At 35.6% G+C, this 21,318-nt stretch carries 21 protein-coding genes, 2 riboswitches and 1 other annotated feature; of the genes, 14 read left to right on the top strand and 7 right to left on the bottom strand.

From position 1 onward, the window contains the following. Positions 1-208: 208 nt before the first annotated feature. The 3 genes from AC3WJF_RS18810 to AC3WJF_RS18800 form a co-directional block, all read right to left on the bottom strand. The gene (locus tag AC3WJF_RS18810; protein ID WP_492454951.1) at positions 209-1,207 is read right to left on the bottom strand and encodes a DUF3231 family protein; all 999 of its coding nucleotides are present in this window, start codon (positions 1,205-1,207) and stop codon (positions 209-211) included. A 141-nt stretch (positions 1,208-1,348) separates the two neighbouring features. Next, positions 1,349-2,824, bottom strand: coding sequence for an amino acid permease (locus tag AC3WJF_RS18805; RefSeq protein ID WP_492454965.1), 1,476 nt, complete (start codon positions 2,822-2,824; stop codon positions 1,349-1,351). A 136-nt stretch (positions 2,825-2,960) separates the two neighbouring features. Further along, a riboswitch (Lysine riboswitch) is annotated at positions 2,961-3,153 on the bottom strand. A gap of 218 nt (positions 3,154-3,371) precedes the next feature. Further along, positions 3,372-5,192, bottom strand: coding sequence for an APC family permease (locus AC3WJF_RS18800; protein WP_492454949.1), 1,821 nt, complete (start codon positions 5,190-5,192; stop codon positions 3,372-3,374). 332 nt (positions 5,193-5,524) lie between these two features. After that, a riboswitch (cyclic di-AMP (ydaO/yuaA leader) is annotated at positions 5,525-5,674 on the bottom strand. Positions 5,675-5,904: 230 nt separating this feature from the next. Between AC3WJF_RS18800 and AC3WJF_RS18795 the strand changes: the two genes are divergently transcribed. The 8 genes from AC3WJF_RS18795 to proS all read left to right on the top strand — a co-directional run bounded on the left by AC3WJF_RS18795 (position 5,905) and on the right by proS (position 14,062). Next, positions 5,905-6,096, top strand: a complete 192-nt coding sequence (locus AC3WJF_RS18795) for a twin-arginine translocase TatA/TatE family subunit (RefSeq protein WP_492454947.1) — start codon at positions 5,905-5,907, stop codon at positions 6,094-6,096. 173 nt (positions 6,097-6,269) lie between these two features. After that, positions 6,270-7,478, top strand: a complete 1,209-nt coding sequence (locus tag AC3WJF_RS18790; protein WP_492454945.1) for an MDR family MFS transporter — start codon at positions 6,270-6,272, stop codon at positions 7,476-7,478. 141 nt (positions 7,479-7,619) lie between these two features. After that, on the top strand, positions 7,620-8,639 hold the full coding sequence (locus AC3WJF_RS18785; protein ID WP_492454943.1) for an AI-2E family transporter: 1,020 nt from the start codon (positions 7,620-7,622) through the stop codon (positions 8,637-8,639). 290 nt (positions 8,640-8,929) lie between these two features. After that, positions 8,930-9,658, top strand: coding sequence for an amino acid ABC transporter ATP-binding protein (locus AC3WJF_RS18780; RefSeq protein ID WP_492454941.1), 729 nt, complete (start codon positions 8,930-8,932; stop codon positions 9,656-9,658). Positions 9,659-9,764: 106 nt separating this feature from the next. Next, positions 9,765-10,568, top strand: coding sequence for a transporter substrate-binding domain-containing protein (locus AC3WJF_RS18775; protein WP_492454939.1), 804 nt, complete (start codon positions 9,765-9,767; stop codon positions 10,566-10,568). Positions 10,569-10,903: 335 nt separating this feature from the next. Further along, entirely contained in the window at positions 10,904-11,554 is a 651-nt protein-coding gene (locus AC3WJF_RS18770) for an amino acid ABC transporter permease (protein WP_492454937.1), read from the top strand. A 15-nt stretch (positions 11,555-11,569) separates the two neighbouring features. Beyond that, the gene (locus AC3WJF_RS18765) at positions 11,570-12,289 is read left to right on the top strand and encodes an amino acid ABC transporter permease (RefSeq protein WP_492454935.1); all 720 of its coding nucleotides are present in this window, start codon (positions 11,570-11,572) and stop codon (positions 12,287-12,289) included. A gap of 69 nt (positions 12,290-12,358) precedes the next feature. Next, positions 12,359-12,571 (top strand) — a binding site (T-box leader). A gap of 51 nt (positions 12,572-12,622) precedes the next feature. Further along, complete coding sequence (gene proS, locus AC3WJF_RS18760) at positions 12,623-14,062, top strand: proline--tRNA ligase (RefSeq protein WP_492454963.1); 1,440 nt, start codon at positions 12,623-12,625, stop codon at positions 14,060-14,062. 68 nt (positions 14,063-14,130) lie between these two features. Here the strand turns inward: proS and AC3WJF_RS18755 are convergent, their stop codons facing one another. Together AC3WJF_RS18755 and AC3WJF_RS18750 are read right to left on the bottom strand one after the other, a co-directional pair. Continuing rightward, positions 14,131-14,535 (bottom strand): DoxX family protein, encoded by a 405-nt coding sequence (locus AC3WJF_RS18755; RefSeq protein WP_492454933.1) that lies wholly within the window; start codon positions 14,533-14,535, stop codon positions 14,131-14,133. 153 nt (positions 14,536-14,688) lie between these two features. Next, a complete protein-coding gene (locus tag AC3WJF_RS18750) occupies positions 14,689-15,006 on the bottom strand; it encodes a winged helix-turn-helix transcriptional regulator (RefSeq protein ID WP_492454931.1) in 318 nt (105 codons plus the stop codon). Positions 15,007-15,187: 181 nt separating this feature from the next. Here AC3WJF_RS18750 and AC3WJF_RS18745 point away from each other — a divergent pair, with 181 nt between their 5' ends. Further along, the gene (locus AC3WJF_RS18745; protein WP_492454929.1) at positions 15,188-15,475 is read left to right on the top strand and encodes a YbyB family protein; all 288 of its coding nucleotides are present in this window, start codon (positions 15,188-15,190) and stop codon (positions 15,473-15,475) included. Positions 15,476-15,706: 231 nt separating this feature from the next. On the opposite strand, the gene AC3WJF_RS18740 is transcribed toward AC3WJF_RS18745, so the two are convergent. Continuing rightward, positions 15,707-16,294, bottom strand: a complete 588-nt coding sequence (locus tag AC3WJF_RS18740; protein WP_492454927.1) for a TetR/AcrR family transcriptional regulator — start codon at positions 16,292-16,294, stop codon at positions 15,707-15,709. Between the two features lie 146 nt (positions 16,295-16,440). Here AC3WJF_RS18740 and AC3WJF_RS18735 point away from each other — a divergent pair, with 146 nt between their 5' ends. From AC3WJF_RS18735 to AC3WJF_RS18725, 3 genes are all read left to right on the top strand, one after another. Next, positions 16,441-17,328, top strand: a complete 888-nt coding sequence (locus tag AC3WJF_RS18735) for an ABC transporter ATP-binding protein (protein WP_492454925.1) — start codon at positions 16,441-16,443, stop codon at positions 17,326-17,328. Then, positions 17,328-18,137, top strand: a complete 810-nt coding sequence (locus tag AC3WJF_RS18730; RefSeq protein ID WP_492454923.1) for an ABC transporter permease subunit — start codon at positions 17,328-17,330, stop codon at positions 18,135-18,137. Before AC3WJF_RS18735 ends, AC3WJF_RS18730 begins: the two co-directional genes overlap by 1 nt. Positions 18,138-18,375: 238 nt before the next feature. Continuing rightward, positions 18,376-18,807, top strand: a complete 432-nt coding sequence (locus tag AC3WJF_RS18725; RefSeq protein ID WP_492454921.1) for a DinB family protein — start codon at positions 18,376-18,378, stop codon at positions 18,805-18,807. Positions 18,808-18,916: 109 nt separating this feature from the next. On the opposite strand, the gene AC3WJF_RS18720 is transcribed toward AC3WJF_RS18725, so the two are convergent. Beyond that, positions 18,917-19,744, bottom strand: coding sequence for an alpha/beta fold hydrolase (locus tag AC3WJF_RS18720; protein ID WP_492454919.1), 828 nt, complete (start codon positions 19,742-19,744; stop codon positions 18,917-18,919). A gap of 226 nt (positions 19,745-19,970) precedes the next feature. Between AC3WJF_RS18720 and uptA the strand changes: the two genes are divergently transcribed. Beyond that, the gene (gene uptA, locus AC3WJF_RS18715; RefSeq protein WP_492454917.1) at positions 19,971-20,570 is read left to right on the top strand and encodes an undecaprenyl phosphate transporter UptA; all 600 of its coding nucleotides are present in this window, start codon (positions 19,971-19,973) and stop codon (positions 20,568-20,570) included. A 136-nt stretch (positions 20,571-20,706) separates the two neighbouring features. Further along, a complete protein-coding gene (locus AC3WJF_RS18710; RefSeq protein ID WP_492454915.1) occupies positions 20,707-21,195 on the top strand; it encodes a DinB family protein in 489 nt (162 codons plus the stop codon). Positions 21,196-21,318 lie beyond the last annotated feature (123 nt).

Here is a 21,318-nt window from a genome sequence, read left to right as displayed (position 1 = left end):
CAAAAGTTGGGAGGATTCCTCAAAAAGTTAGGAGTATTGTATCCAATGTTGGGAGTTCAACCTCCATTATTGGGCAATCCAAATTTATGGTTTCAGCTATTAATAAATGGATTGAATTGTTAACTTCTCCCACAAGTAAGAATGGAAGAAATATCGACAGGAAATATTTAGGGAGAGGAAAAAGAGCAGAAGATGTTCACTGCTCTTTTTATTTTGTATTCTGCAACTTTCCTCTGTCAGGAGCTCCAGGTGGTTTTTCCAGCCATTTACGATCAACTAAAATGTCAAAGCCTTTTTTTGAATATAAAAGTATTTCTCCGATAAATTTACTATAATGAACAGACAAATCGGTTCTAAAGGAAAAAGAAAGAGCATGACCTATTAGGGTAATATCAATGGCATTTAAAGCAGAAAAAAGCGTCATGACGAGTTTATCTGAAAAGGGGGAGTCGGTAGAATCTGTAACCTCCATATTGATAGGTACCATTCCTAGAAGGTCTTCCTTCATTAATACATCATTAAAAAGATTGATCTGCTTCTCCGATATTTCTTTCCCTTTACTCAAATACTCTTTAATTTCTGGATCCTTGATTACTTGAATTAGTCCCGTACAAAGTAAGATGGCAAAATAATTTCTTTCAATATTGGAAAAGATCTCTGTGATTTCGATCACATTCAATGGCCGCTTTTTGCCAATGAAACCGTTTATATACGACTCATTGTGAATATATTCTACCCCACTAGGATATGGAATCATTGGCGGCCTATCGTACAATCCCTTTGATAACAATAAAGTAGTGGAAGCCGCATTAAGATCTGTATTTTCTTTTACAATGGTTGTGAAATATTCCTGTAAATCTAAACGGCAAATACTTGTTGTGATGAAAGAAAATAAAATCATATCCATCTTACTAAGTGAATAGACAAAGGTTAGGGCAAAAGGGTCATAAAATAATGGTGGCGCTTCTAAGTTTATATCTTTTTCTGAGAAGCCGTCCGGAATCGGGATATTTTCATTTAAAAAAGTTTCTTTTACAAATTCTAATCTTTTATTTGAGAACACTAAAGCTTGTTCAAGAATAGTTCTTATCTCAGAATCCTTAATATGGTGGAGAAAATACGTAATTAGGCACCACTCCATACTGGTATTCATATAGGTGGACCAAAGTCCGCCAATTTCAGCACTTGTCAGTCTGGTTTGTGCCATTTATGACCCTCCTCTACAGTAAAAGGTATTATTAGAATTTGATAATTAAAAGAGTTCTATTCGTCATGAAAAAATTCATATGTTTTTTTGAATATATAAAGGTTCATAAAAAAGACCGTCTATTTGACGGTCTTGAGAAGATTAATTTTTATAGGTAAAATCACATTCCTGAAGAGGTATTACTTTCGTTTTCTTTACAAATTTGTATCCAAGCCAAACGATTATAAATAATGGTAGACCGATATAGGATACTAAAATTCCGTTCCAATCAATTTTATCGGCCATAAAAGCAGGATAATTTTGTCCAATGATAACAATCGCACAAAGAATAAAAGCGAAAATCGGTCCGAATGGGAATAGCTTAGATCGATAAGGAAGCTCACTTAAATCCCGCCCCTGCGCGGCATATGCTTTCCTGAAGCGATAATGGCTGATGGCAATTCCTAGCCAAGCGATAAAACCAGACATACCTGAAGCATTTAATAGCCAAGTGTATACAACTCCATCTCCGAAAAAGGAAGCGAGGAATGCTAATGTTCCGATTAGGGATGTAACGATTAATGCGTTTACTGGTACACCATTTTTGTTTAACTTAGCCAAAAATTTAGGTGCTTTTCCTTGACGTGCTAAATCCCATAACATTCGTGTAGAAGCATACATTCCGGAGTTACCAGCAGATAATACAGCAGTTAAAATAATTGCATTCATTACAGATGCTGCAAAAGCAATCCCAGCCTTATTAAAAATAATCGTAAATGGACTCATCGTAATATTATCGGTTGCTAGGTGTTTATCCGTGTATGGAATTAATAATCCGATGACAAGAATGGCAAAAACATAAAACAATAGGATGCGCCAAAATACTTGTTTTACCGCTTTTGGGATGCTTTTTTCAGGATTATCGCTTTCTCCCGCTGCAATTCCGAGAAGTTCTGTACCTTGAAAAGAGAAACCAGCTGCCATAAAGATCCCGAGCAATGCCATGAATCCGCCATGGAAGGGAGCATCTCCAATAGTAAAGTTTTTAAAGCCTACTGGGTTATTTCCCATAATTCCGAAGATCATTAAAAAGCCGGTAATAATAAACACAATAACAGTAATAACTTTTATTATGGAAAACCAAAATTCCGCTTCACCAAAGCCTTTGACAGATAGATAGTTAAGTAAAAACATGATGATTAAGCATATCGCACTCCAAATAAGGGATGGTGTATGCGGAAACCAGAACTTCATAATTATAGTCGCTGCGGAAAGTTCTGCTGCAATCGTTATCGCCCAGTTATACCAATAATTCCAGCCAAGGGCAAACCCTAATGAAGGATCAACAAATTTAGTAGCATACGTACTAAAAGTACCGGCAACCGGCATATAAGCAGCCATTTCTGCAAGACTAGTCATAAGGAAATAAACCATAATTCCGATTAATAAATAGGCAACAATCACTCCTCCTGGTCCTGCGGTATGGATAGCTCCTCCACTTGCAAGGAAAAGTCCAGTTCCGATAGTTCCTCCAAGAGAAATCATCGTTAAGTGACGTGATTTAAGGCTTCGCTTTAATGTTTGTGCCTCGCTATTAACATGTTTTACATTTGTTTCTGAATGTACTTCCAATGTTATTACACTCCCTTTTAGTTGCTGTTGGTGCTAGGCACCCAATGTTTGGGTGTCTGGAACCTTATAGGAAGGAAAGGGGAATCAAAAAAGCCGTCGAAAGTAAAATCGACGGCTTATCACAATACCCGCATCATACCTTCCGAAAGATAGCACAACACGTTTGCCTGGTAGGGACAAACGTGACAGTTCTGTTCCTGTTTGGAGACAGCCCCAGCCAAACCATCCAAAGAAAATGGTTTAACTTCGGCGACTAATTCCTTTCAAACGGAGTCATTAATGTTCTTAGCATTTCATCCGTTTTACTATTAATAGTCGCGACCTCTACCTCACCGGATTGATGAGGATTTTTATATATTCAATTTGTACATTGTTATATTATAGTGTGTTTTCGACAAAAATCAATAGATATTGCAAATGAAAAAGGAAAAAGAGGGCTGGAATTAATAATTCCACCCTCTAAAAATTAATGATAAGAAAGTATAAGTTTTTTTCATTTAAATTAGTTCACTCAACCGTACGCCGTGAGCAAGATGTCTGCCCTTTTCTTATCTTACTTTTTAAAATGATATGGAAGTGTAGCAACAACAATATCTTTACTCCAAAGCAGCCTAGCTCTGATAAGTAAGGCAGATTGATTATGCAAGATATTATGCCATCTTTTTCTCGGAATAAACTGTGGAACTAATACGGTCACTACATACCCATTTTCAGCTACCTTCGTTTGTACTGTTTCTAGAAATTTGCATAATGGATAAATGATGCTTCGGTATGAGGAGTGGAGTGTTACTAAACGTACTCCATTGTTCAACTCCGCCCACTTTTGTTCCATTCTTTTTTCATCTTCCTTGTCAAAAGCAATATAGACAGCAATTACTTCATCCGTTAAAGACTTCGCATAATTAATGGACCTTTCGACAACAGTCGTAATACCTGCAACAGGTACAATAAAGACATTCCCATTAATTTTTTCGATTGTTGGACGAGAGCAACGTAACTGCTCGCCAACCGTTTTATAGTGCTTATGAATACTATGAAAAAGATAAACCACGGCAGGAAGAAAAATCACGACAAACCAAACCTGATGGAATTTTGTTACAAAAATAATCGAAAAAACGATAAAAGAAATTAGTGCGCCGACTAAGTTGATAATTAATTTTGTTACCCAGCCTTTTGGTTTTTGTTTCATCCATTTCAAAATCATCCCTGTTTGCGATAAAGTAAATGGAATGAAAACACCAACTGCATACAAAGGAATTAGATGCTCCGTTCTTGCTTTAAAGCCAATAATTAAAATAATCGATAAAATACTTAAAAAAATGATTCCATTTGAATAGCCTAAGCGGTCTCCCCGCATAGTAAACATCCTCGGCATATATTTGTCCTTAGCTAAGTTATAAGCTAGCTGTGGAAAGGCCGAAAACCCTGTATTTGCAGCTAAAACTAGGATTAAGGCTGTTGTACCTTGCACAAAGTAATAAATGAAATTTCGTCCAAATGTATGAGATACGATTTGCGAAACAACAGTCTCCGTTGGACTTGGAGAGATTCCGTACCAATAGGATAAAAAAGTAATACCCGAAAATAGGACGGCAAGAATTCCTCCCATCAATGCTAACGTTGTTGCAGCATTTTTAGGAGCAGGATCTTTAAAATTCGGTATAGCGTTCGATATTGCTTCTACACCTGTTAATGCCGAACATCCGGTTGAAAAGGCACGTAATAACAAGAATAATGATATCCCCGCAACAGGTGTCCCTAAATGAGGATGTAGATTAGGAGATATTTGTCCTGTAGCCACTTTATAAATGCCTACAATGATTAAGAAAATAATCGCAAATACAAATAAATAGACAGGATAAGCTAAAACAGTTGCGGATTCCGTTAATCCACGCAAATTCAGAATCGTAATTAATATCACAAGAAAAACAGCGATTTCAACATTAAAGGGATGCAATACAGGAAATGCAGATGTAATGGCATCAGTACCTGATGAGATACTAACAGCAACCGTTAATATATAGTCGACAAGTAAAGATCCACCTGCGATTAACCCGGAATTCACCCCGAGGTTTTCCTTAGATACAAGATAGGCGCCACCACCTTGTGGATAAGAAAAAATAATTTGTCTATAAGAAAGGGTCAATGCCAATAAAAGAAAAAGAACTCCCACACCAATTGGAATGTTATACCATAGGGCTAACGTGCTAACGGATGCTAAAACAATTAATATTTGCTCCGTTCCATAAGCAACCGATGATAAAGCATCCGATGAAAGAATAGCAAGAGCTTTTAATTTAGATAATTTTTGCTCACCTAATTCATGGGATTTCAATGGTCTTCCGATTAAAAATCGTTTGATTGAGCTGTACATGGATGATTCTCCTTAAAATATGTTCATATTATTATTGTTTCTTAAAAAGTAAGAATGTATAAACTTTATTTTGTATGCTAGAACTATGTCACTTTCGCATTTCGTATTGTCCAGCTACAGCGCCTATCGGCTAGTGGATTTCTCCGTCTTCTCCCTACGATAAGTCAACATCAGCTCGTGAACTACCTCCCTGTGTTTCCTTTATCTCAGTCGAAGCCCTACAGTTTGTACGTCGATGAGCAAGGCGCTTCCGCTTTTCTATTAAAAAGCACGCAAAAAACCACAGAAGGGATGGAGCCTTCTGTGGTCAGTGTTTTATGATCACAAGCTTTCATTCCTCTCTTTCGCGCTTACGAGGTTAGCTGTCGGATTCGGGCATGAGAGATTGCCCTACCTTTTTAAAAGGATTCACCCCAAGTGAACAAAAATTGCTTCACAAAATATGGGTCCCCCGCTCCAATTGGATTTAGCGTTTATACAGTTATAAAATTTATAATAAAAATATACTCCCATCAATTTCAGTTGTAAAGATGTGTTTTTACCTTTTTTTTAAAATATAAATAGACAGATTTTTCTTTTTTTATCGGAAATTATTAATTTGTCCTTAGTTGAAATGAACTTAGATTGGGCATATTATATACTTGTAAATTCGATTTAAACATTCAATAAATAAGTTATATATATTAATTTCGCAAATAAAGGAGTGATTTTAATGAGTAGTTTAGGGTTTGGGGAAGTACTATTAATAGTAATTGTAGGATTATTAGTTTTTGGCCCTGCCAAGCTTCCACAATTAGGAAAGGCTGCGGGTGAAACATTAAGAGAGTTTAAAAAGGGTTTCAGTGGTATTTTTGCTGAAGGTGAGGAAACAAAAAAAGAAGAAAATAATATAGATGAAAAATAAATCTAATTGACCATAGGCTTAAAAAGTTTATGGTTTTTTGTTTGCTTTTTTTATGGTGTTGGTTACTAATAGATTATTATTTCTTATGTCTAAACTTAAAAAATTTATAATTTTCTTATCGACTTTCTTCTTGTATAGTTAACGTATTCAAGTTGGAGAAAGTAGGGAACATCATGAGTCGACTAAGTTTAAAGGGATTTCATCCGATCGTTTGGACATTACTGGGAGGTACTGTATTTGCAAGGGGAGCAAGTTTTATGGCAATGCCTTTTTTAGCCTTATACTTATCCCATACAGAAGGTATTAATCCTGTAATCATAGGTATCATTGTGGGGATTGGCCCATTATCTGGTACAGTAGGAGGATTTATAGGCGGGCACTTGTCGGACCGTTTTGGACGAAAAGTAATTATGCTTTCCTCCATTTTTGTATGGGCATTTGTATTTATTGGATTTTCTTTTGCCAAGGATCCTATAGCTTTTTTTCTATTAAATGCCCTGAATGGAATATGCCGCTCGTTTTTTGAACCAACGAGTCAAGCACTTATGGCGGACTTAACAGAACCAGAAAAAAGATTAAGAGTCTTTTCACTTCGCTATACAGCAATCAATATAGGTGCAGCTGTTGGACCATTGCTTGGAGCATATTTTGGGGTAGTATCGTCAACGATAACTTTTTTGATTACAGGGTCATTTTATTTAATGTATGGTGTGCTCCTAACTAGTTTATTGGGGAAATATAAAGTCAAGTTGAGCCATCAAGTTAAGAAAGTGTCAACAATTAAATCTGCATTCAACATAATCAGACTGGATTCTTCTTTAAGATTTTTTATTATCGGCGGGATACTTGTGAATATAGGGTATTCCCAAATAGATTCATCCTTACCACAGCATTTAGGGAGGATGGTTGAAAATGGACCAGTATTATTCTCATTATTATTGTCCATTAATGCAGTAACGGTTGTTGTACTACAAATTCCACTCAGTCATCTTGTAGAGAAATGGCGTGTCCTGCATATGATGATGCTCGGCAGTTTCTTCTTTGTTTTAGGCTTCCTCTTCATGGGATTTGCTGGCTCCTGGATAAGCTTTATTATCTCGATGGTTTTATTAACGATTGGTGAAATTTTTCTTTTCCCATCCACGAGCGTGTTCATTGATCAAATTGCAACGGAAGAATTGCGTGGGACGTACTTTGGAGCAGCGCAATTTCGTTCTATTGGAAATTCAGTTGGTCCAGTTATGGGAGGATGGATGTTAAAACAGTGGAATGGTCACTGGCTATTTTGGATGATGGCTTTAATTGTAACGGTTAGTATATACTTTTTTCTTGCAGGAAACAGAAGGCAACTCGAGTCTGTTGCTGCTTTAAATAATTCATAATTTATAAGGAAAAAAGTTATAACAAATAGCGGTTTCGTGTTATGATGAAGGAAAATATGGATATAAAAAACATAATCAATAGATGATGATGATAATATAATTAGAAAACAAAGTTAAAATATAAGGGGACACGAAAAACTGATGGATGTACTGCTAATGCTTACACAAAAAAAGAGCGTTAAAAGACTGATTATTTTTGCTCTTATTGCAGTTGTTTTGTATTTTTTAAGGAGCATGATCAATCTAATTCTGTTAACATTTATTTTTACCTTTTTAATGGATCGATTAGTGAATTTAATTATAAATAAAATTCCAGTTAATCGGAAGCTCACGGTCATTATTTTATATTGTTTGATTGTTGGGTTATTGTCACTCGGTATAGTAAAATATTTGCCAGTCATCATTTATGAAATTTCTCAGCTTATTAAACAATTAACAACATTTTATACGCAACCTCATCATAATAAAGTGTGGAATTATGTCGTAAATATGATTAACAGTTCTAAAATTTCGTCATACTTAGAGCATAGTGTTACTTTTATTTTGAATTACTTTACCAGTATAGGTAAGGTGTTGCTACAAGTGATCATGTCACTGTTGTTAAGTCTATTTTTCCTATTAGAAAAGCAGCGGTTGATTGATTTTACGAAGAAATTTAAGCATAGTAAGATAGCGCCGTTTTATAATGAAATTGAATTCTTTGCAGAGAAGTTCATTCGTTCTTTCGGGAAAGTAATTGAAGCACAGTTTATAATTGCAATTGTAAATTGTGTATTAACCGTCATATCATTATCCATTATGCATTTTCCTCAACTATTCGGGTTGGCAATATTAATCTTTTTCCTTGGCCTTATTCCTGTTGCAGGGGTTATCATAGGCTTTGTTCCATTAAGTTTAATTGCTTATAGCATTGGTGGCGGTATGCAGGTTTTATATGTGGTAATTACAATATTAGTGATTCATTCCATCGAGACCTATATACTAAATCCGAAGTTGATGTCATCAAAAACAAACTTGCCTATTTTCTATACTTTTATCGTTTTAATTTTTTCTGAGCACTTTTTCGGTGTGTGGGGATTAATTATTGGTATCCCAATCTTTATGTTCCTATTAGATGTGTTGGACGTTACGAATAACGATCAAGAGTTAAAAGTGAATTAAAATCAGTAATCCAAAAGTAATATAATTAGTCATATTAATCTGACTCTTTTGTGAAATAAAAAAACACGCTAACTTTTTCATGGTTATCGTGTTTTTTTTTATGTTCTTATAAGGCAACAACTATGACTTTGGAACTATTTTGGATATTTCTATAAATAATGGAAGGTATTTTTTTATATGTGCCGAAAATATATAATTATGAAAATTTGTAAAATTATAAATTTATCTTCATAACAAAGAGTAGACCTTGGTCCTATTCTTTTTATTTTTTTATCCATGGGGGGGTTTGATTGATATCTTTTCAAAATGTTAACAAGCATTATGGTCATTTTCATGTACTAAAAAATATTAATTTGGAAGTTGATGAGGGGGAAGTGGTAGTAGTAATTGGCCCTTCTGGATCCGGTAAGAGTACCATGCTGCGCTGCATCAATCGATTAGAAACGATTACAGATGGAGAATTAATGGTGAGCGGAATCCAGGTCAATGATAAAAAAACAAATATAAATGACGTACGCAAGAATATCGGAATGGTCTTTCAGCACTTCAATCTATATCCACATAAAACCGTACTCCAAAACATTACATTAGCACCAACTAAAGCATTAGGGATAGATACAACAACTGCAGAAGAAACAGCTATGTATTACTTGGAAAAGGTCGGTATTCCGGATAAAGCTAAATCTTATCCGTCGCAATTATCCGGCGGACAACAGCAAAGGGTGGCCATTGCCAGGGGACTTGCAATGCAACCGAGTGTGATGCTTTTTGACGAGCCTACATCAGCACTAGACCCTGAAATGATCGGCGAAGTATTAGAAGTAATGAAATCGTTGGCAAAAGAGGGAATGACCATGGTTGTCGTCACTCATGAAATGGGCTTTGCAAAGGAAGTTGCTAACAGGGTTGTTTTCATGGATGAAGGGAAAATTTTGGAGGAATCTAATCCAGCTACGTTTTTTGCCAGCCCACAAACAGAACGTGCTCAAGTATTTTTGAGAAGGGTATTGAATCATTAAAGGAATATAGCTATAGGTGGTTGTGGGATTTGCAAGTTATACCAAAGTAGAAGGAAAGTCATATAACCACTGGATAGCTATACTAAAAATTAAGGGGGAAGAGACTTTGAACGGATTAAAAAAGGTACTGTTTCTTGGTTTAATTTTTACATTGGTGGCTGCATTGTTTGCGGGATGCGGGAAGAAGACTAATGGTGATCCTAATAAAGATACACTTCAGCAAATTAAAGACCGTGGAAAGTTCGTTGTAGGTGTGAAGTACGATACAAATTTATTTGGCTATAAGGATCCGAAAACTGGTGAAGTAACAGGATTTGATGTTGATATTGCCAAAGCATTGGCGAAGAAAATTCTAGGAGACGAAAATAAAATTAAATTGGTAGAGATTACATCGGAAACACGTATTCCTATGTTAAATAATGGTGATATCGATGCTATTATAGCCACAATGACGATTAATGAAGAGCGCAAAAAGCAAGTTGACTTTTCTGATGTGTACTTCGATGCAGGACAATCATTATTAGTCAAAAAAGGAAGTTCTATTAAAAGTGTAGATGATTTGAAAAAGGGAACAAAGGTATTAGCGGTGAAAGGGTCAACATCTGTTGATAATGTAAAAAAGGCTGCACCTGATACCCAAGTTTTAGAGTTTGGTAATTATGCAGAAGCCTTTACAGCGCTCAAGACAGGAAAAGGCGATGCACTTACAACAGATAATTCCATTCTTTATGGAATGGCTGCTCAAGACAGCAATTATGAGCTAGTTGGCGGTACTTTTACGAATGAGCCTTACGGAATCGCAGTTAGAAAAGGACAAAAGAAATTCCAAGACTATATTAATAAATTCCTAAAAGAATTAAAAGATAGTGGAGAATACGATCAAATTAAGAATAAATGGATAAAAGACTAAAATTAAATTCTCAGATATCAAGGGATGGGCAAAGATGCGCCCATCCTTTTAAAAGATAAGATTCTACAAGTTTTTTATCACAAAAATTATTTAACAATTATAGATTCTGTCTAGCGCAAGCAGCCGTCGGCTAGCGGATTTCTACGTCTTCTCCCTACGATAAGTCAACATCAGGTGAAAATGGAAGTGCTATTTTCACTCGGTGAAATTTGAAGTACCAATTTCAATAGCTCGTGAACTACTTCACTGTGTTTCCTTTATCTTGCGTCGAAGACTACGAAATCCGTACGCTAGAGCTGCGGCGCTTGCGTTTTTCTTAATAAAGGAGGGGGAACATGCTCGATTTCTCCATACTGACTCGTTTTTCTGATTTATATTTAGAAGGATTTCTAAATACGATAAAGGTTAGTATTATTGGCCTTATTTGTAGTTTTATACTCGGTGTAATCATTGCTATAATGCGGATTGCCCCTTTTAAAATTTTGAGTTTCTTGGGTGCGTGTTATGTGGAATTAATCCGAAACATTCCTTTAATGATTACTGCTTTTTTCTTTTATTATGGATTAAGTATTTATATTAACATGAGTGGCTTTGTTGCTGGGACAATCGCTTTGACCATTTATACTTCAGCTTTTATCGCAGAGGCTGTAAGGGCGGGTATTCAATCCGTTGACAAAGGGCAAATGGAGGCAGCCCGATCAACAGGATTGACGTATATTCAAGCAATGAGATATATTATTTTGCCACAAGCGGTCAAAATCGTTATACCACCAATCGGAAATCAGTTTTTAAACTTAGTGAAAAACTCGTCCATACTTGGTGTTATTGCCGGGCTAGATCTAATGTATTTCGGAGATGCGGTTCACGAGAAAACCTGGGTTGTCTTTGATACGTATATATTTGTAGCGTTATTTTATCTAGTGATTACGATCCCATTAAGCCTTTTTGTCAATTACCTTGAAAAAAGATTGGCAAGTGCTTACTAAAGGGGGAATGGAATAATGGATTTTGCTGGTGCCTATGAGGTTGGTAACCTCTCGTATTTATTAAAAGGCTTTGCGATAACATTAGAGGTTGCTTTTATCTCTGTTATATTAAGCTTTATCATTGGAAGTTTGTTAGGAATATTACGCTATGCAAAAATACCTGTTTTATCTCCTATCATCGTATTAGTGGTAGAGACAATTCGTAATCTACCCCTTTTGTTAATTATCTTTTTCGTAAAATTAGCTTTCCCGGAAATCGGAATCAACTTTGAAGTTAAAACAGCGGCTATTTTTGCCTTAACTATTTTTGAATCTGCGATGATTAGTGAAATTGTTCGAAGCGGAATCAATTCTATAGAAAAAGGACAAATAGAAGCGGGGAGATCCTCAGGTTTAACGTACATTCAAACTATGAGGCTTATTATCTTACCACAGGCTTTAAAAAGAATGATTCCTCCATTAGTAAGTCAATTCATATCTTTGTTAAAGGATACATCATTAGCAGTAGTCATCGCATTGCCAGAGCTTCTTCACAATGCAAAGGGAGTTTATAGTGGGAATGTCAATTATGTAATCCCTATCATACTGCTGGCGGCTGTTATGTATTTTATCGTGAATTATACATTGTCCTTGCTTGCCAGATGGCTGGAGAAGCGATTAGATACAAACAAAAGGAATAGCGGAAAAGCGGGAAAAGTAAAAAATACAGCTGCAACCGGTGGGGTTTCAGCGTAATAGCGATGAATCTTTTTTGAAATGCCTTGACATTCGGTCAAAAAATGGAATATAGTAATAAAAAATTATAATGAAACGTTGAAAAGGATTAGTAAGATGCTACCGTCTTTTTTTAGAGAAGAAATCATTTGGTGCAAGATTTCTAAAGACCGCATTTGAACCTGCCTTGGAGTTCTGTATCGATTTTTGACTAAGATACATGCGGATGGATCCGTTATCAAGTAAGAGTGTACAGCTTCATGCTGTAAATAAGGGTGGTACCACCAGGCCTCGGTCCCTTTTTAGGGAAACGAGGCTTTTTTGCGTTTACATTAATAAAGGAAAGGAAGATGGATCGTGGCAAAGGATAAAAAATTCGTGGAAGAAATCACGGCAATGGAAGATGATTTTGCACAATGGTATACAGATGTTGTTAAAAAAGCAGATTTAGTGGATTATTCCTCTGTAAGAGGTTCCATGATTATTCGTCCATACGGATATGCAATTTGGGAGAATATCCAAAGCGTTTTGGATCGCAGAATAAAGGAAACAGGGCATGAAAATGTATATATGCCATTATTAATTCCTCAAAGCTTGCTTCAAAAGGAGAAGGATCATATTGAAGGGTTTGCGCCAGAGGTTGCTTTGGTTACTCATGGTGGATCAGAAGAATTAGCTGAGCCTCTTGTCGTTCGTCCAACTTCTGAGGTTCTATTTGGAGAGCATTACGCAAATATTATTCATTCTTACCGTGACCTGCCAAAGCTTTATAATCAATGGGCTAATGTTGTACGTTGGGAAAAAACAACAAGACCATTCTTACGCTCACTAGAATTCTTATGGCAAGAGGGACATACATGTCATGCTACGGAAGAAGAAGCTGCAGAGGAAACTCGTAAAATGCTTGAGGTTTATGCTGAAGTAGTGGAAAACTATTTAGCAGTGCCAGTTCTGAAAGGGCAAAAAACGGAGAAGGAAAAATTTGCAGGTGCAAAGTTTACTTTAACGATTGAAAGTCTTATGCATGATGGTAAAGCATTACAATCTGGAACATCCCATCACTTAGGAACAGGCTTTGCTGAAGCATTTGGTATCCAGTTCACTGATAAGGAAGGCAAGCTGCAAACCGTTAATCAAACATCTTGGGGTATTACTACAAGATTAATTGGTGCGTTAATTATGGTTCATGGAGACAACCGCGGTCTTGTTGTTCCACCTAAAATTGCACCAAAACAAGTAATGATCGTTCCGATTGCACAGCATAAAGAAGGTGTTCTTGATAAAGCATATGAATTGAAGGATCGCTTAAGCAGTGTTGCTAGGGTTGATATTGATGCAAGTGATAAAATGCCTGGCTGGAAGTTCAATGAATATGAAATGAAAGGGATCCCTGTTCGTTTGGAAATCGGACCTAAAGATATCGAAAAAGGTCAAGCCGTATTGGCTAGACGTGACACGAGCGAAAAAATCATTGTTTCAATCGATGAATTAGAAACTAAAATTCCTGCATTACTTGAGGATATTCAACAAAATCTATTTGAAAAAGCGAAAAAACATCGTGAAGGAAAAACAAGTGTCGCTTACAACATGGATGAATTTAAAAACAATCTTGTTGAGAATCCTGGATTTATTAAATCAATGTGGTGCGAAAGCGAAGCATGCGAAAACTTCATCAAGGAAGAAACAGCTGCAACATCCCGCTGTATGCCATTTGAACAAGAACATATTTCTGATAAATGTGTATGCTGTGGAGAAAAAGCGAAGCATCTCGTATATTGGGCAAAAGCATATTAAGAAAATAAAAGGTGTCAGGCACCGTAGCACAAAAAAAGACCTCTCTTTAAATGGAGAGGTCTTTACCATTAGAATAAAATGGAATCAATTGCATATGTTCCTGGTCCAACTAAAGCGACACCAATTGCAACAGCAATCAATAATAAATTGTATTCATAGCCATTTGGTTTAATCCAGCCATTTGGACCGTGAACCTTTGCAATAGCAACAATCATAGTAAGGACGATTAAAATTGCTCCAATAGGAGTCAATAAGCCTAAAGCAAATAGTAATCCTCCGACAAATTCACCTAAACCTGCAAGGAATGCCATTGTTTTTCCTGGTTTAATGCCAATTGATTCAAAAAAGCCACCTGTACCTTCTAATCCGTGGCCACCAAACCAGCCAAATAATTTCTGAGATCCATGTGCTGCAAAGGAAACTCCTAAAATTACACGTACTAATAATAAACCAAAGCTTGCTAATGCTGTCATCTATTTTTTTCCTCCTTAAATGTCAATTTCCATCTAACGATATTTATTATATTAACTTACAATAAGTAAGTCAATAACAAAAAAATACTAAAGAATTTTTATTTGAAATACGATAAATACAGAAAAAAAAGAACTCTATAAAAAGAGTTCTATCTATTCTCCGCATATCCATTTATCTGCCCAATGCTGAACTTCAGATAAGGCTGGCATAATAGCATGTCCTTTCTCTGTTAAACGATATTCAATTCGTACAGGAGTTTCAGGATACACCTCTCGAACAACAATACCTTCATTTTCGAGTTCTTTAAGGCGATCTGAAAGCATTTTTTGGCTTATATGTGGAATTTGCTCAGCAATTTCATTAAATCTTTTTGGCCGGTCCATTAGTACCCGGATAATAACTCCAATCCATCTTTTACCCAATAATTGAAAGGCTTTTTCGAACTTAGGACAAAGACTAAATTCACCCATCGTTACACCTCCTAAAAAGGATAATCCATTGATTATGCCTTCTACAAAATAGTATACACCATTTTTAAACTTACTAAAAGTAAGCAAGTTTATATGAAAAAAATAAACTTTTTTGAAATAGTCTGCATGATTCATGAAAAAATGGGGTAAATAAAAGAAAATGGACAAGGAGGAAGATATTATGGCAAAAATAAGTGGATTCAACAAAGCAGTAATAGCCGGTATTGGTATTGCAGGGATTTCGTATTTATCCTCCAAGAATAATCGTGAAAAGGCGAGAGTAATGCTTCAAAATGCCAAAGTGAAGACCGACTCGTGGATCAAAAAGATTAAACATGATAAATCCCCATTAACTAAAGTTGGGCATTCCCATCCATATGATTTTGAAGATAATCATATGGTAAGCGAAGGTGCTCTATATGGTGTGGATTATTATAATGAGGAAGAACAGCAAAAAAGCAAACATTAAAGAGATCGGTTTTAAATCCGATCTCTTTTTTCATTGGATGATAAAATAGTTTGTGAACTAGTTAACAACCAGTTAGGACTAATATCACAAATCGTGCCATTCATGGTAAGTTTCGTGACATTTTAAACGATATTTGTGCAGGTTTAAGGTAAATTCGTACCTATCTAAACAACTTTTGTGCTGTTTAAAAAATAGGGATCAGCAAATACGCTATCCCATTAGTAAAGATACTTATTCCTCTTTTGACTTTCCTACTAATCCGTAAAAAAAGAGATGGCCCAAATCGTTAATGATTTGTTTGTCTTGATTTAGAAACATTTCCGGATGCTGAATTGCTTCCGAGAAAATTTGAAAGTAAACGAGGATTGCTTCTGTGGATATGTTAGGGTGGATATAGTCTCCTTGTCGCCCTTGTTCAATAAGTTCCATCATCGCAGGCATTCCCTTTGTGACCGTCCAATCTTCGATAAGCTTTTGGATAGTAAGGTCAGCTATGGAATTTATAAAATCTGTCGAAATGGACTTTGTCAGCTCTATCCGATCCATAAGAATTTTTTCCACTTTATTAGGAAAAGGTATATCCGCATGGAGAATCGCGGAGAACTTTTCCATTTCTGAATTAAAAAATTCCTCAATAACAGATTTTGTAAGCTCTTCTTTACTCCCATAATAATTATAAATCGAAACAGGTGAAACATTTGCCTTCTTGGCAATTTCTGCAATGCTCACCTTTTCAACCCCATAAAGAGAAAAAAGCTCCATAGTCGCTTTCCTGATATTCTCCTTTTTCTTCTCTGTTCTGCGTTGATATCCGTCCATTTCTTTCACCTCAACTAAAGATTACTATATATTTTGTAATGAAACAATAAATTTTATTCAAAACATATTGATTTTCATTAAAAAGTGATTTATTATGTAGCAAATGAATCGTTTTAATTCAAAATATTTAAAAGGGAGAGTTCATAATGGGAATTCAAATTAACAAATTAACGAAAGTATTCCCAAATGGAAGGGGTATTTTTGATTTGTCCTTCGAGGTAAAGGAAGGAGAAGTGTTTGGATATTTAGGGCCAAATGGTGCTGGAAAATCAACAACAATCCGACATCTAATGGGTTTTATGAAACCAAAAGCAGGCTATGCCAAAATTAACGGTTTAGATTGCTGGAACAAAAATGCGGAAATTCAAAAGCAAGTAGGATATTTACCTGGTGAGATTGCTTTTTTAGATGATATGAATGGACTGCAATTTCTTGAACTTCTTGGTGGGATGAGAGGTACAAAGAACCTGACAAAGCGTGATGAGTTAATTGAACGGTTCCAATTCGATGTGAAAACACCGATTCGCAAAATGTCCAAAGGGATGAAACAAAAAGTGGGTATCGTTGCTGCATTTATGCATGACCCGCAAATTTTAATTTTAGATGAGCCAACATCCGGACTTGACCCATTAATGCAAAGCCTGTTTATAGATTTGATTCTCGAAGAAAAAGCAAAAGGCAAAACAATTTTAATGTCTTCACATATTTTTCAAGAAATTGACCGTACTTGTGACCGAGTCGGTATCATTAAGGATGGTAGATTAGTAGCAATTGAAAATGTGCAGCATCTACAAACAATGCAACGTAAAGTATTTGATATTACTGTTCAAAATCGTGAAGATATCAAAAAAATAAAGCAATCTGGGCTTACCGTCCTTGATGTGAATGGACTTCGAGCAAAAGTTGTTGTCCAAGGGGATTACAATCATTTTGTAAAAGTATTGGCAGAATGTGAGATTAATAATTTAGATATCCATGCACAGGATTTAGAAGAAATTTTTATGCATTTTTATAATAGGGAGGATAAAGCATAATGAATGCTTCACTTTTCTTATCAACCTTGAAAACAAAAGGAAAGACACTTTTTAGCTATGCATTCGGATCGGCTTTTTATGTTTTGCTAATCATGTTAATATATCCATCCATTGCAAAATCAAATGCTTGGGATACAGTTATTAAGCAAATGCCGTCAAAATATTTAAGTGCTTTCGGATTTGATGGTGGGATGCCTAAAGATCTGAGCGGATTTTTAGCAGGTGAATTTTACGGATTGCTGTTCATATTGATTTTAATGGTTTATTGTGTGGTTCTTTCCTCTCAGCTTATTGTACGGTTAGTAGATAGAGGCTCGATGGCATACTTACTTTCCACGTCTGTTTCGCGGACAAGGATTGCCCTCAGTCAAGCGACTATATTAATCTTTGGTCTCTTACTGGTAACAATAATTACCATTGCAACGGTTTTAATAGGGTCGGACATAATCATGGAGAACAATGATCTTCATGTATCAAACTTTATCCAAATGAATGTAGTAGGATTCTTGCTTTTCTTTATGATTAGTGGCTACTCCTTCTTCTTTTCCTGTGTGTTTAATGATGAGAAGCGTGCATTAGCAGTATCTGGCGGCCTTTCCATTGTTTTCTTTGCTATCAATTTAGTAGCGAAAATGAGTACAGATTTTGATTGGCTAAAATATTTGACAGTCTTTTCAACCTTTAATCCATCTGAGATTGCGAAGGGCACTGTAAATATTTTGCCCATTTCACTTGGTCTGGGTTTTTCTGGTATTGTTTTGTATGCTTTAGCGATATTAATTTTTCGAAAAAGAGATTTACCTTTATAAAAGGCTCTTTTCTTAACTAAGTTGTTTTTGTAGCCGAAAAACTCATGGAATTTTCCTTCAGTTTTATAATGAAGAATCTTAATAAGAAAAGATGATCCAAGAAGAAAACTTGATAGGGAAATAAACTAATTAGAAAAGCAATATTTAATACGAAAACAGCTATAAAAATTTTTATTAAAGGAAAAATTCCTATCCCCGACGAATTAATAAGGAATTGAAAAAAAGTGGGGTGTGGATAATGGGAACATTAAAGACCTGGATAGATTACCTTAATAGTATTGATGCAAATGAAAACGAAGGCTTTTTTAAACCATATAAAGAAGGGAAATGGTCCAAAGCGGCTATCATTTCTCATATGATGTTTTGGGACCGCTTCTTTTATGAAGAGCGATTACCGCATATGCTTGGAGGGGAAACTTTAGTAGAAATAACAGCAGATCATGTAGAAGAAATGAACAAGAAAGCGGAAAGTTATGCCCACTCGGGAATATCACTGAAGAAACTGATTGATGAAGCTATAAAATATCGACAATTGTTAATAGAAGAACTCCATGATAAAGATTTATCACAAACATTTAGGATAAAAGACAGGAGCATTTCTCTTCAGGAATATATTAATGGTGAAGTGGAGCATGATGAACATCATTTGAAGCAGTTGAAGGCAAAGTAAAAGTAACTTGAAAAAAGAATACAAATAACAAAAAGGATAAAATCGTAGGAGGTTTTATCCTTTTTGTTGTTTTGTGTAACTGTAATATTAAGAATCCCCTAAGTATAGCTCAACCTTCCGTTAAAAAACCTTTAATATATTCATAAATTTCCAATGGCCTTTCCTCAGGAATTGCATGGCCAGTTTTTTCAAGAACAATTAGTTTAGAATGAATAAGATCATTTTTAAGTTTTTCCCCTACGTGTAAAGGGTGTGATTTATCGTGATCCCCCCATATTAAGAGACAATTTGCTTTAATTTGGTTTAATACAACCTTCGGTAAATCGCCTTCCCAATCACGGATCATTCTTGTTAAGGCAGTAAATATTCTATGTTGTAAAAATGGCTGTAAATAGCCTTCTATCATTTCATTATTGATTAATGAATGATTGTAAATGGTTTCTTGCAGATTTTTGACTATTCCAGTCCTTGCGAGCCAAAGTTTTACAAAAAATGAGGAAAACGGGATATAGCTAAACAATCTTACTAGCAACTTTGAACGTTTTAGATAAGATGAACTAGAAAGTAGGACTACTTTCTCCGCAAATTCCGGTATTTGGTGAAGGATATTTAATACCACTTGTCCTCCCATAGAATGACCAATTAGAACAGGGTCCTTAATGCCAAAATAAGCGATTATTTGAATGACCGTATGAGCCATATTTTTATAGGAGTAAACAAAGCGCTTTGATTTTTCGCTTTTCCCAAATGGAGGTAAGTCTATTGATAAAACTTGATAGTCCCTGCTTAATAAAGGTATCAAATGGCGATAGGTAAAAGTCGAGGAAAGAAGCCCGTGCAATAAAACAACTGTTTTCGCATTTTTATTTGGATAAAACTCATAATACACGTTTATTCCATTTACTAAATGATGTCCGGTTAAAACAGATTGTTCCATACCGTTTCCTCCAATTTCTTTTGAAAATATAAGTTAATTTCCCCAGAACATACACTTTTTACACCATGAACATCTATTTAGTTTTTGGAAACTGATACCGTTTTTAAAAACATGAAAACTTTTAATCGGGCAGTTGATTCGATATACTAGATTGGATGTTGAAAAAATTTGAACTTTAAAATAAAAAAACAGTCTATTAAATGAATGCATATAATGGAGGAACAGAATGGGAGATATCATACATTCTTTATTACAGACTTTTGCTGGTCTGGGCTACTTGGGAATCATATTAGGTTTGGCAATTGAAATTATACCAAGTGAAATTGTCCTTGCTTTTGCGGGCTATCTTGTTTCAAAAGGCGATATTAGTTTTATTGGGGCTGTTATAGCGGGTGTTATTGGGGGAACGATAGCCCAAATCATTATTTATTGGATTGGCGCATATGGCGGGCGACCATTTCTTGAGAAATTTGGGAAATATATTTTTATTCATGAACGTCATATTCTTTTAGCGGAAAAGTGGTTCGATAAATATGGATCAGGTGTTGTTTTCACTGCACGTTTTGTCCCTATTGTGAGACATGCTATTTCGATTCCTGCGGGTATTACAAAAATGTCGTTTAGTAAATTTACGTTGTATACAGGACTAGCCGCAATACCATGGTCTATTCTTTTTGTATATTTAGGCCACAAACTCGCTTCTAACTGGGAGCAAGTGAATCAACTAGCTAGGCCGTATGTTCAGCCAGTGACGATTATTGCTATTATCGTGATTGTCTTATACGTTGTATTTACGATCTTTCGTAAAAAAAGGAAAACTGTCTAACCGACCAGCATGGTCGTTTTTTTTGCGTAAAAAAGGGCTTACCTGCGGTGGAAATGGATAAACTGAATCAGTGGACAAGTGTAGAAGGAATCTCTAATAAAATAGCGAAATACTTACTATAAAGGAGGCGGAACATATGAGTGTTAATACAATGAAAGAGGTATTATTCTCGGAGTGGGATGTGGCTGTACGAACAACGAGCAATTTATTGATGAAAATCCAAGAAAAAGATTGGGATTATCGTCCAAATGAAAAAATGAGAACTCTACTCGAACTTGCTAATCATCTTGTGCAAATTCCTGCGGTAGACCTAGCAATCGGTCAAGAGAAAGGTGAAGAAGAGATCCGTGAATTAGAAGGGAAATTACAGTCAAGCCATGCAAATGAGCTTGTCGACGTAATGAAAAAGGGTTATCAAGAATTTAAAGCCTACTATGAATCATTATCTGAAACAGATTTTTTTGAGAAAGTAACAAAACCATTTTATTTTGGGGAAGAAATGTCAGGACATACTCAAGCAAAATGGCTCGTTGAAAGTACTACACATGTATTTCACCATCGCGGACAATTCTTTAACTATTTAAAGGAATTAGGGTATCAAGTGAATATGTTTGATCTGTACTAATGAGAAAAGGAAAATAGCTATCAAGGCTATTTTCCTTTTTATTATTGCTCTTTTCGTAAACTTTGTTGCTTTTTTGACAACTTTGAAGAGTTCAAAGATCAAACCAGTTTTGAGGTTTCGAAC

The sequence above is a fragment of the Heyndrickxia sp. FW510-T9 genome, from assembly GCF_058781025.1.
Note: the sequence above shows the minus strand (reverse complement) of the source record. Positions and strands in the feature narration are given on the sequence as shown.

What these genes read in the sequence shown, in the direction of transcription:
- AC3WJF_RS18810 (WP_492454951.1), bottom strand. Translation starts at nt 1,207, where the DNA reads ATGGCACAAACCAGACTGACAAGTGCTGAAATTGGCGGACTTTGGTCC.
- AC3WJF_RS18800 (WP_492454949.1), bottom strand. Translation starts at nt 5,192, where the DNA reads ATGTACAGCTCAATCAAACGATTTTTAATCGGAAGACCATTGAAATCC.
- AC3WJF_RS18795 (WP_492454947.1), top strand. Translation starts at nt 5,905, where the DNA reads ATGAGTAGTTTAGGGTTTGGGGAAGTACTATTAATAGTAATTGTAGGA.
- AC3WJF_RS18790 (WP_492454945.1), top strand. Translation starts at nt 6,270, where the DNA reads ATGAGTCGACTAAGTTTAAAGGGATTTCATCCGATCGTTTGGACATTA.
- AC3WJF_RS18785 (WP_492454943.1), top strand. Translation starts at nt 7,620, where the DNA reads ATGGATGTACTGCTAATGCTTACACAAAAAAAGAGCGTTAAAAGACTG.
- AC3WJF_RS18770 (WP_492454937.1), top strand. Translation starts at nt 10,904, where the DNA reads ATGCTCGATTTCTCCATACTGACTCGTTTTTCTGATTTATATTTAGAA.
- AC3WJF_RS18765 (WP_492454935.1), top strand. Translation starts at nt 11,570, where the DNA reads ATGGATTTTGCTGGTGCCTATGAGGTTGGTAACCTCTCGTATTTATTA.
- AC3WJF_RS18755 (WP_492454933.1), bottom strand. Translation starts at nt 14,535, where the DNA reads ATGACAGCATTAGCAAGCTTTGGTTTATTATTAGTACGTGTAATTTTA.
- AC3WJF_RS18750 (WP_492454931.1), bottom strand. Translation starts at nt 15,006, where the DNA reads ATGGGTGAATTTAGTCTTTGTCCTAAGTTCGAAAAAGCCTTTCAATTA.
- AC3WJF_RS18745 (WP_492454929.1), top strand. Translation starts at nt 15,188, where the DNA reads ATGGCAAAAATAAGTGGATTCAACAAAGCAGTAATAGCCGGTATTGGT.
- AC3WJF_RS18740 (WP_492454927.1), bottom strand. Translation starts at nt 16,294, where the DNA reads ATGGACGGATATCAACGCAGAACAGAGAAGAAAAAGGAGAATATCAGG.
- AC3WJF_RS18735 (WP_492454925.1), top strand. Translation starts at nt 16,441, where the DNA reads ATGGGAATTCAAATTAACAAATTAACGAAAGTATTCCCAAATGGAAGG.
- AC3WJF_RS18730 (WP_492454923.1), top strand. Translation starts at nt 17,328, where the DNA reads ATGAATGCTTCACTTTTCTTATCAACCTTGAAAACAAAAGGAAAGACA.
- AC3WJF_RS18725 (WP_492454921.1), top strand. Translation starts at nt 18,376, where the DNA reads ATGGGAACATTAAAGACCTGGATAGATTACCTTAATAGTATTGATGCA.
- AC3WJF_RS18720 (WP_492454919.1), bottom strand. Translation starts at nt 19,744, where the DNA reads ATGGAACAATCTGTTTTAACCGGACATCATTTAGTAAATGGAATAAAC.
- uptA (WP_492454917.1), top strand. Translation starts at nt 19,971, where the DNA reads ATGGGAGATATCATACATTCTTTATTACAGACTTTTGCTGGTCTGGGC.
- AC3WJF_RS18710 (WP_492454915.1), top strand. Translation starts at nt 20,707, where the DNA reads ATGAGTGTTAATACAATGAAAGAGGTATTATTCTCGGAGTGGGATGTG.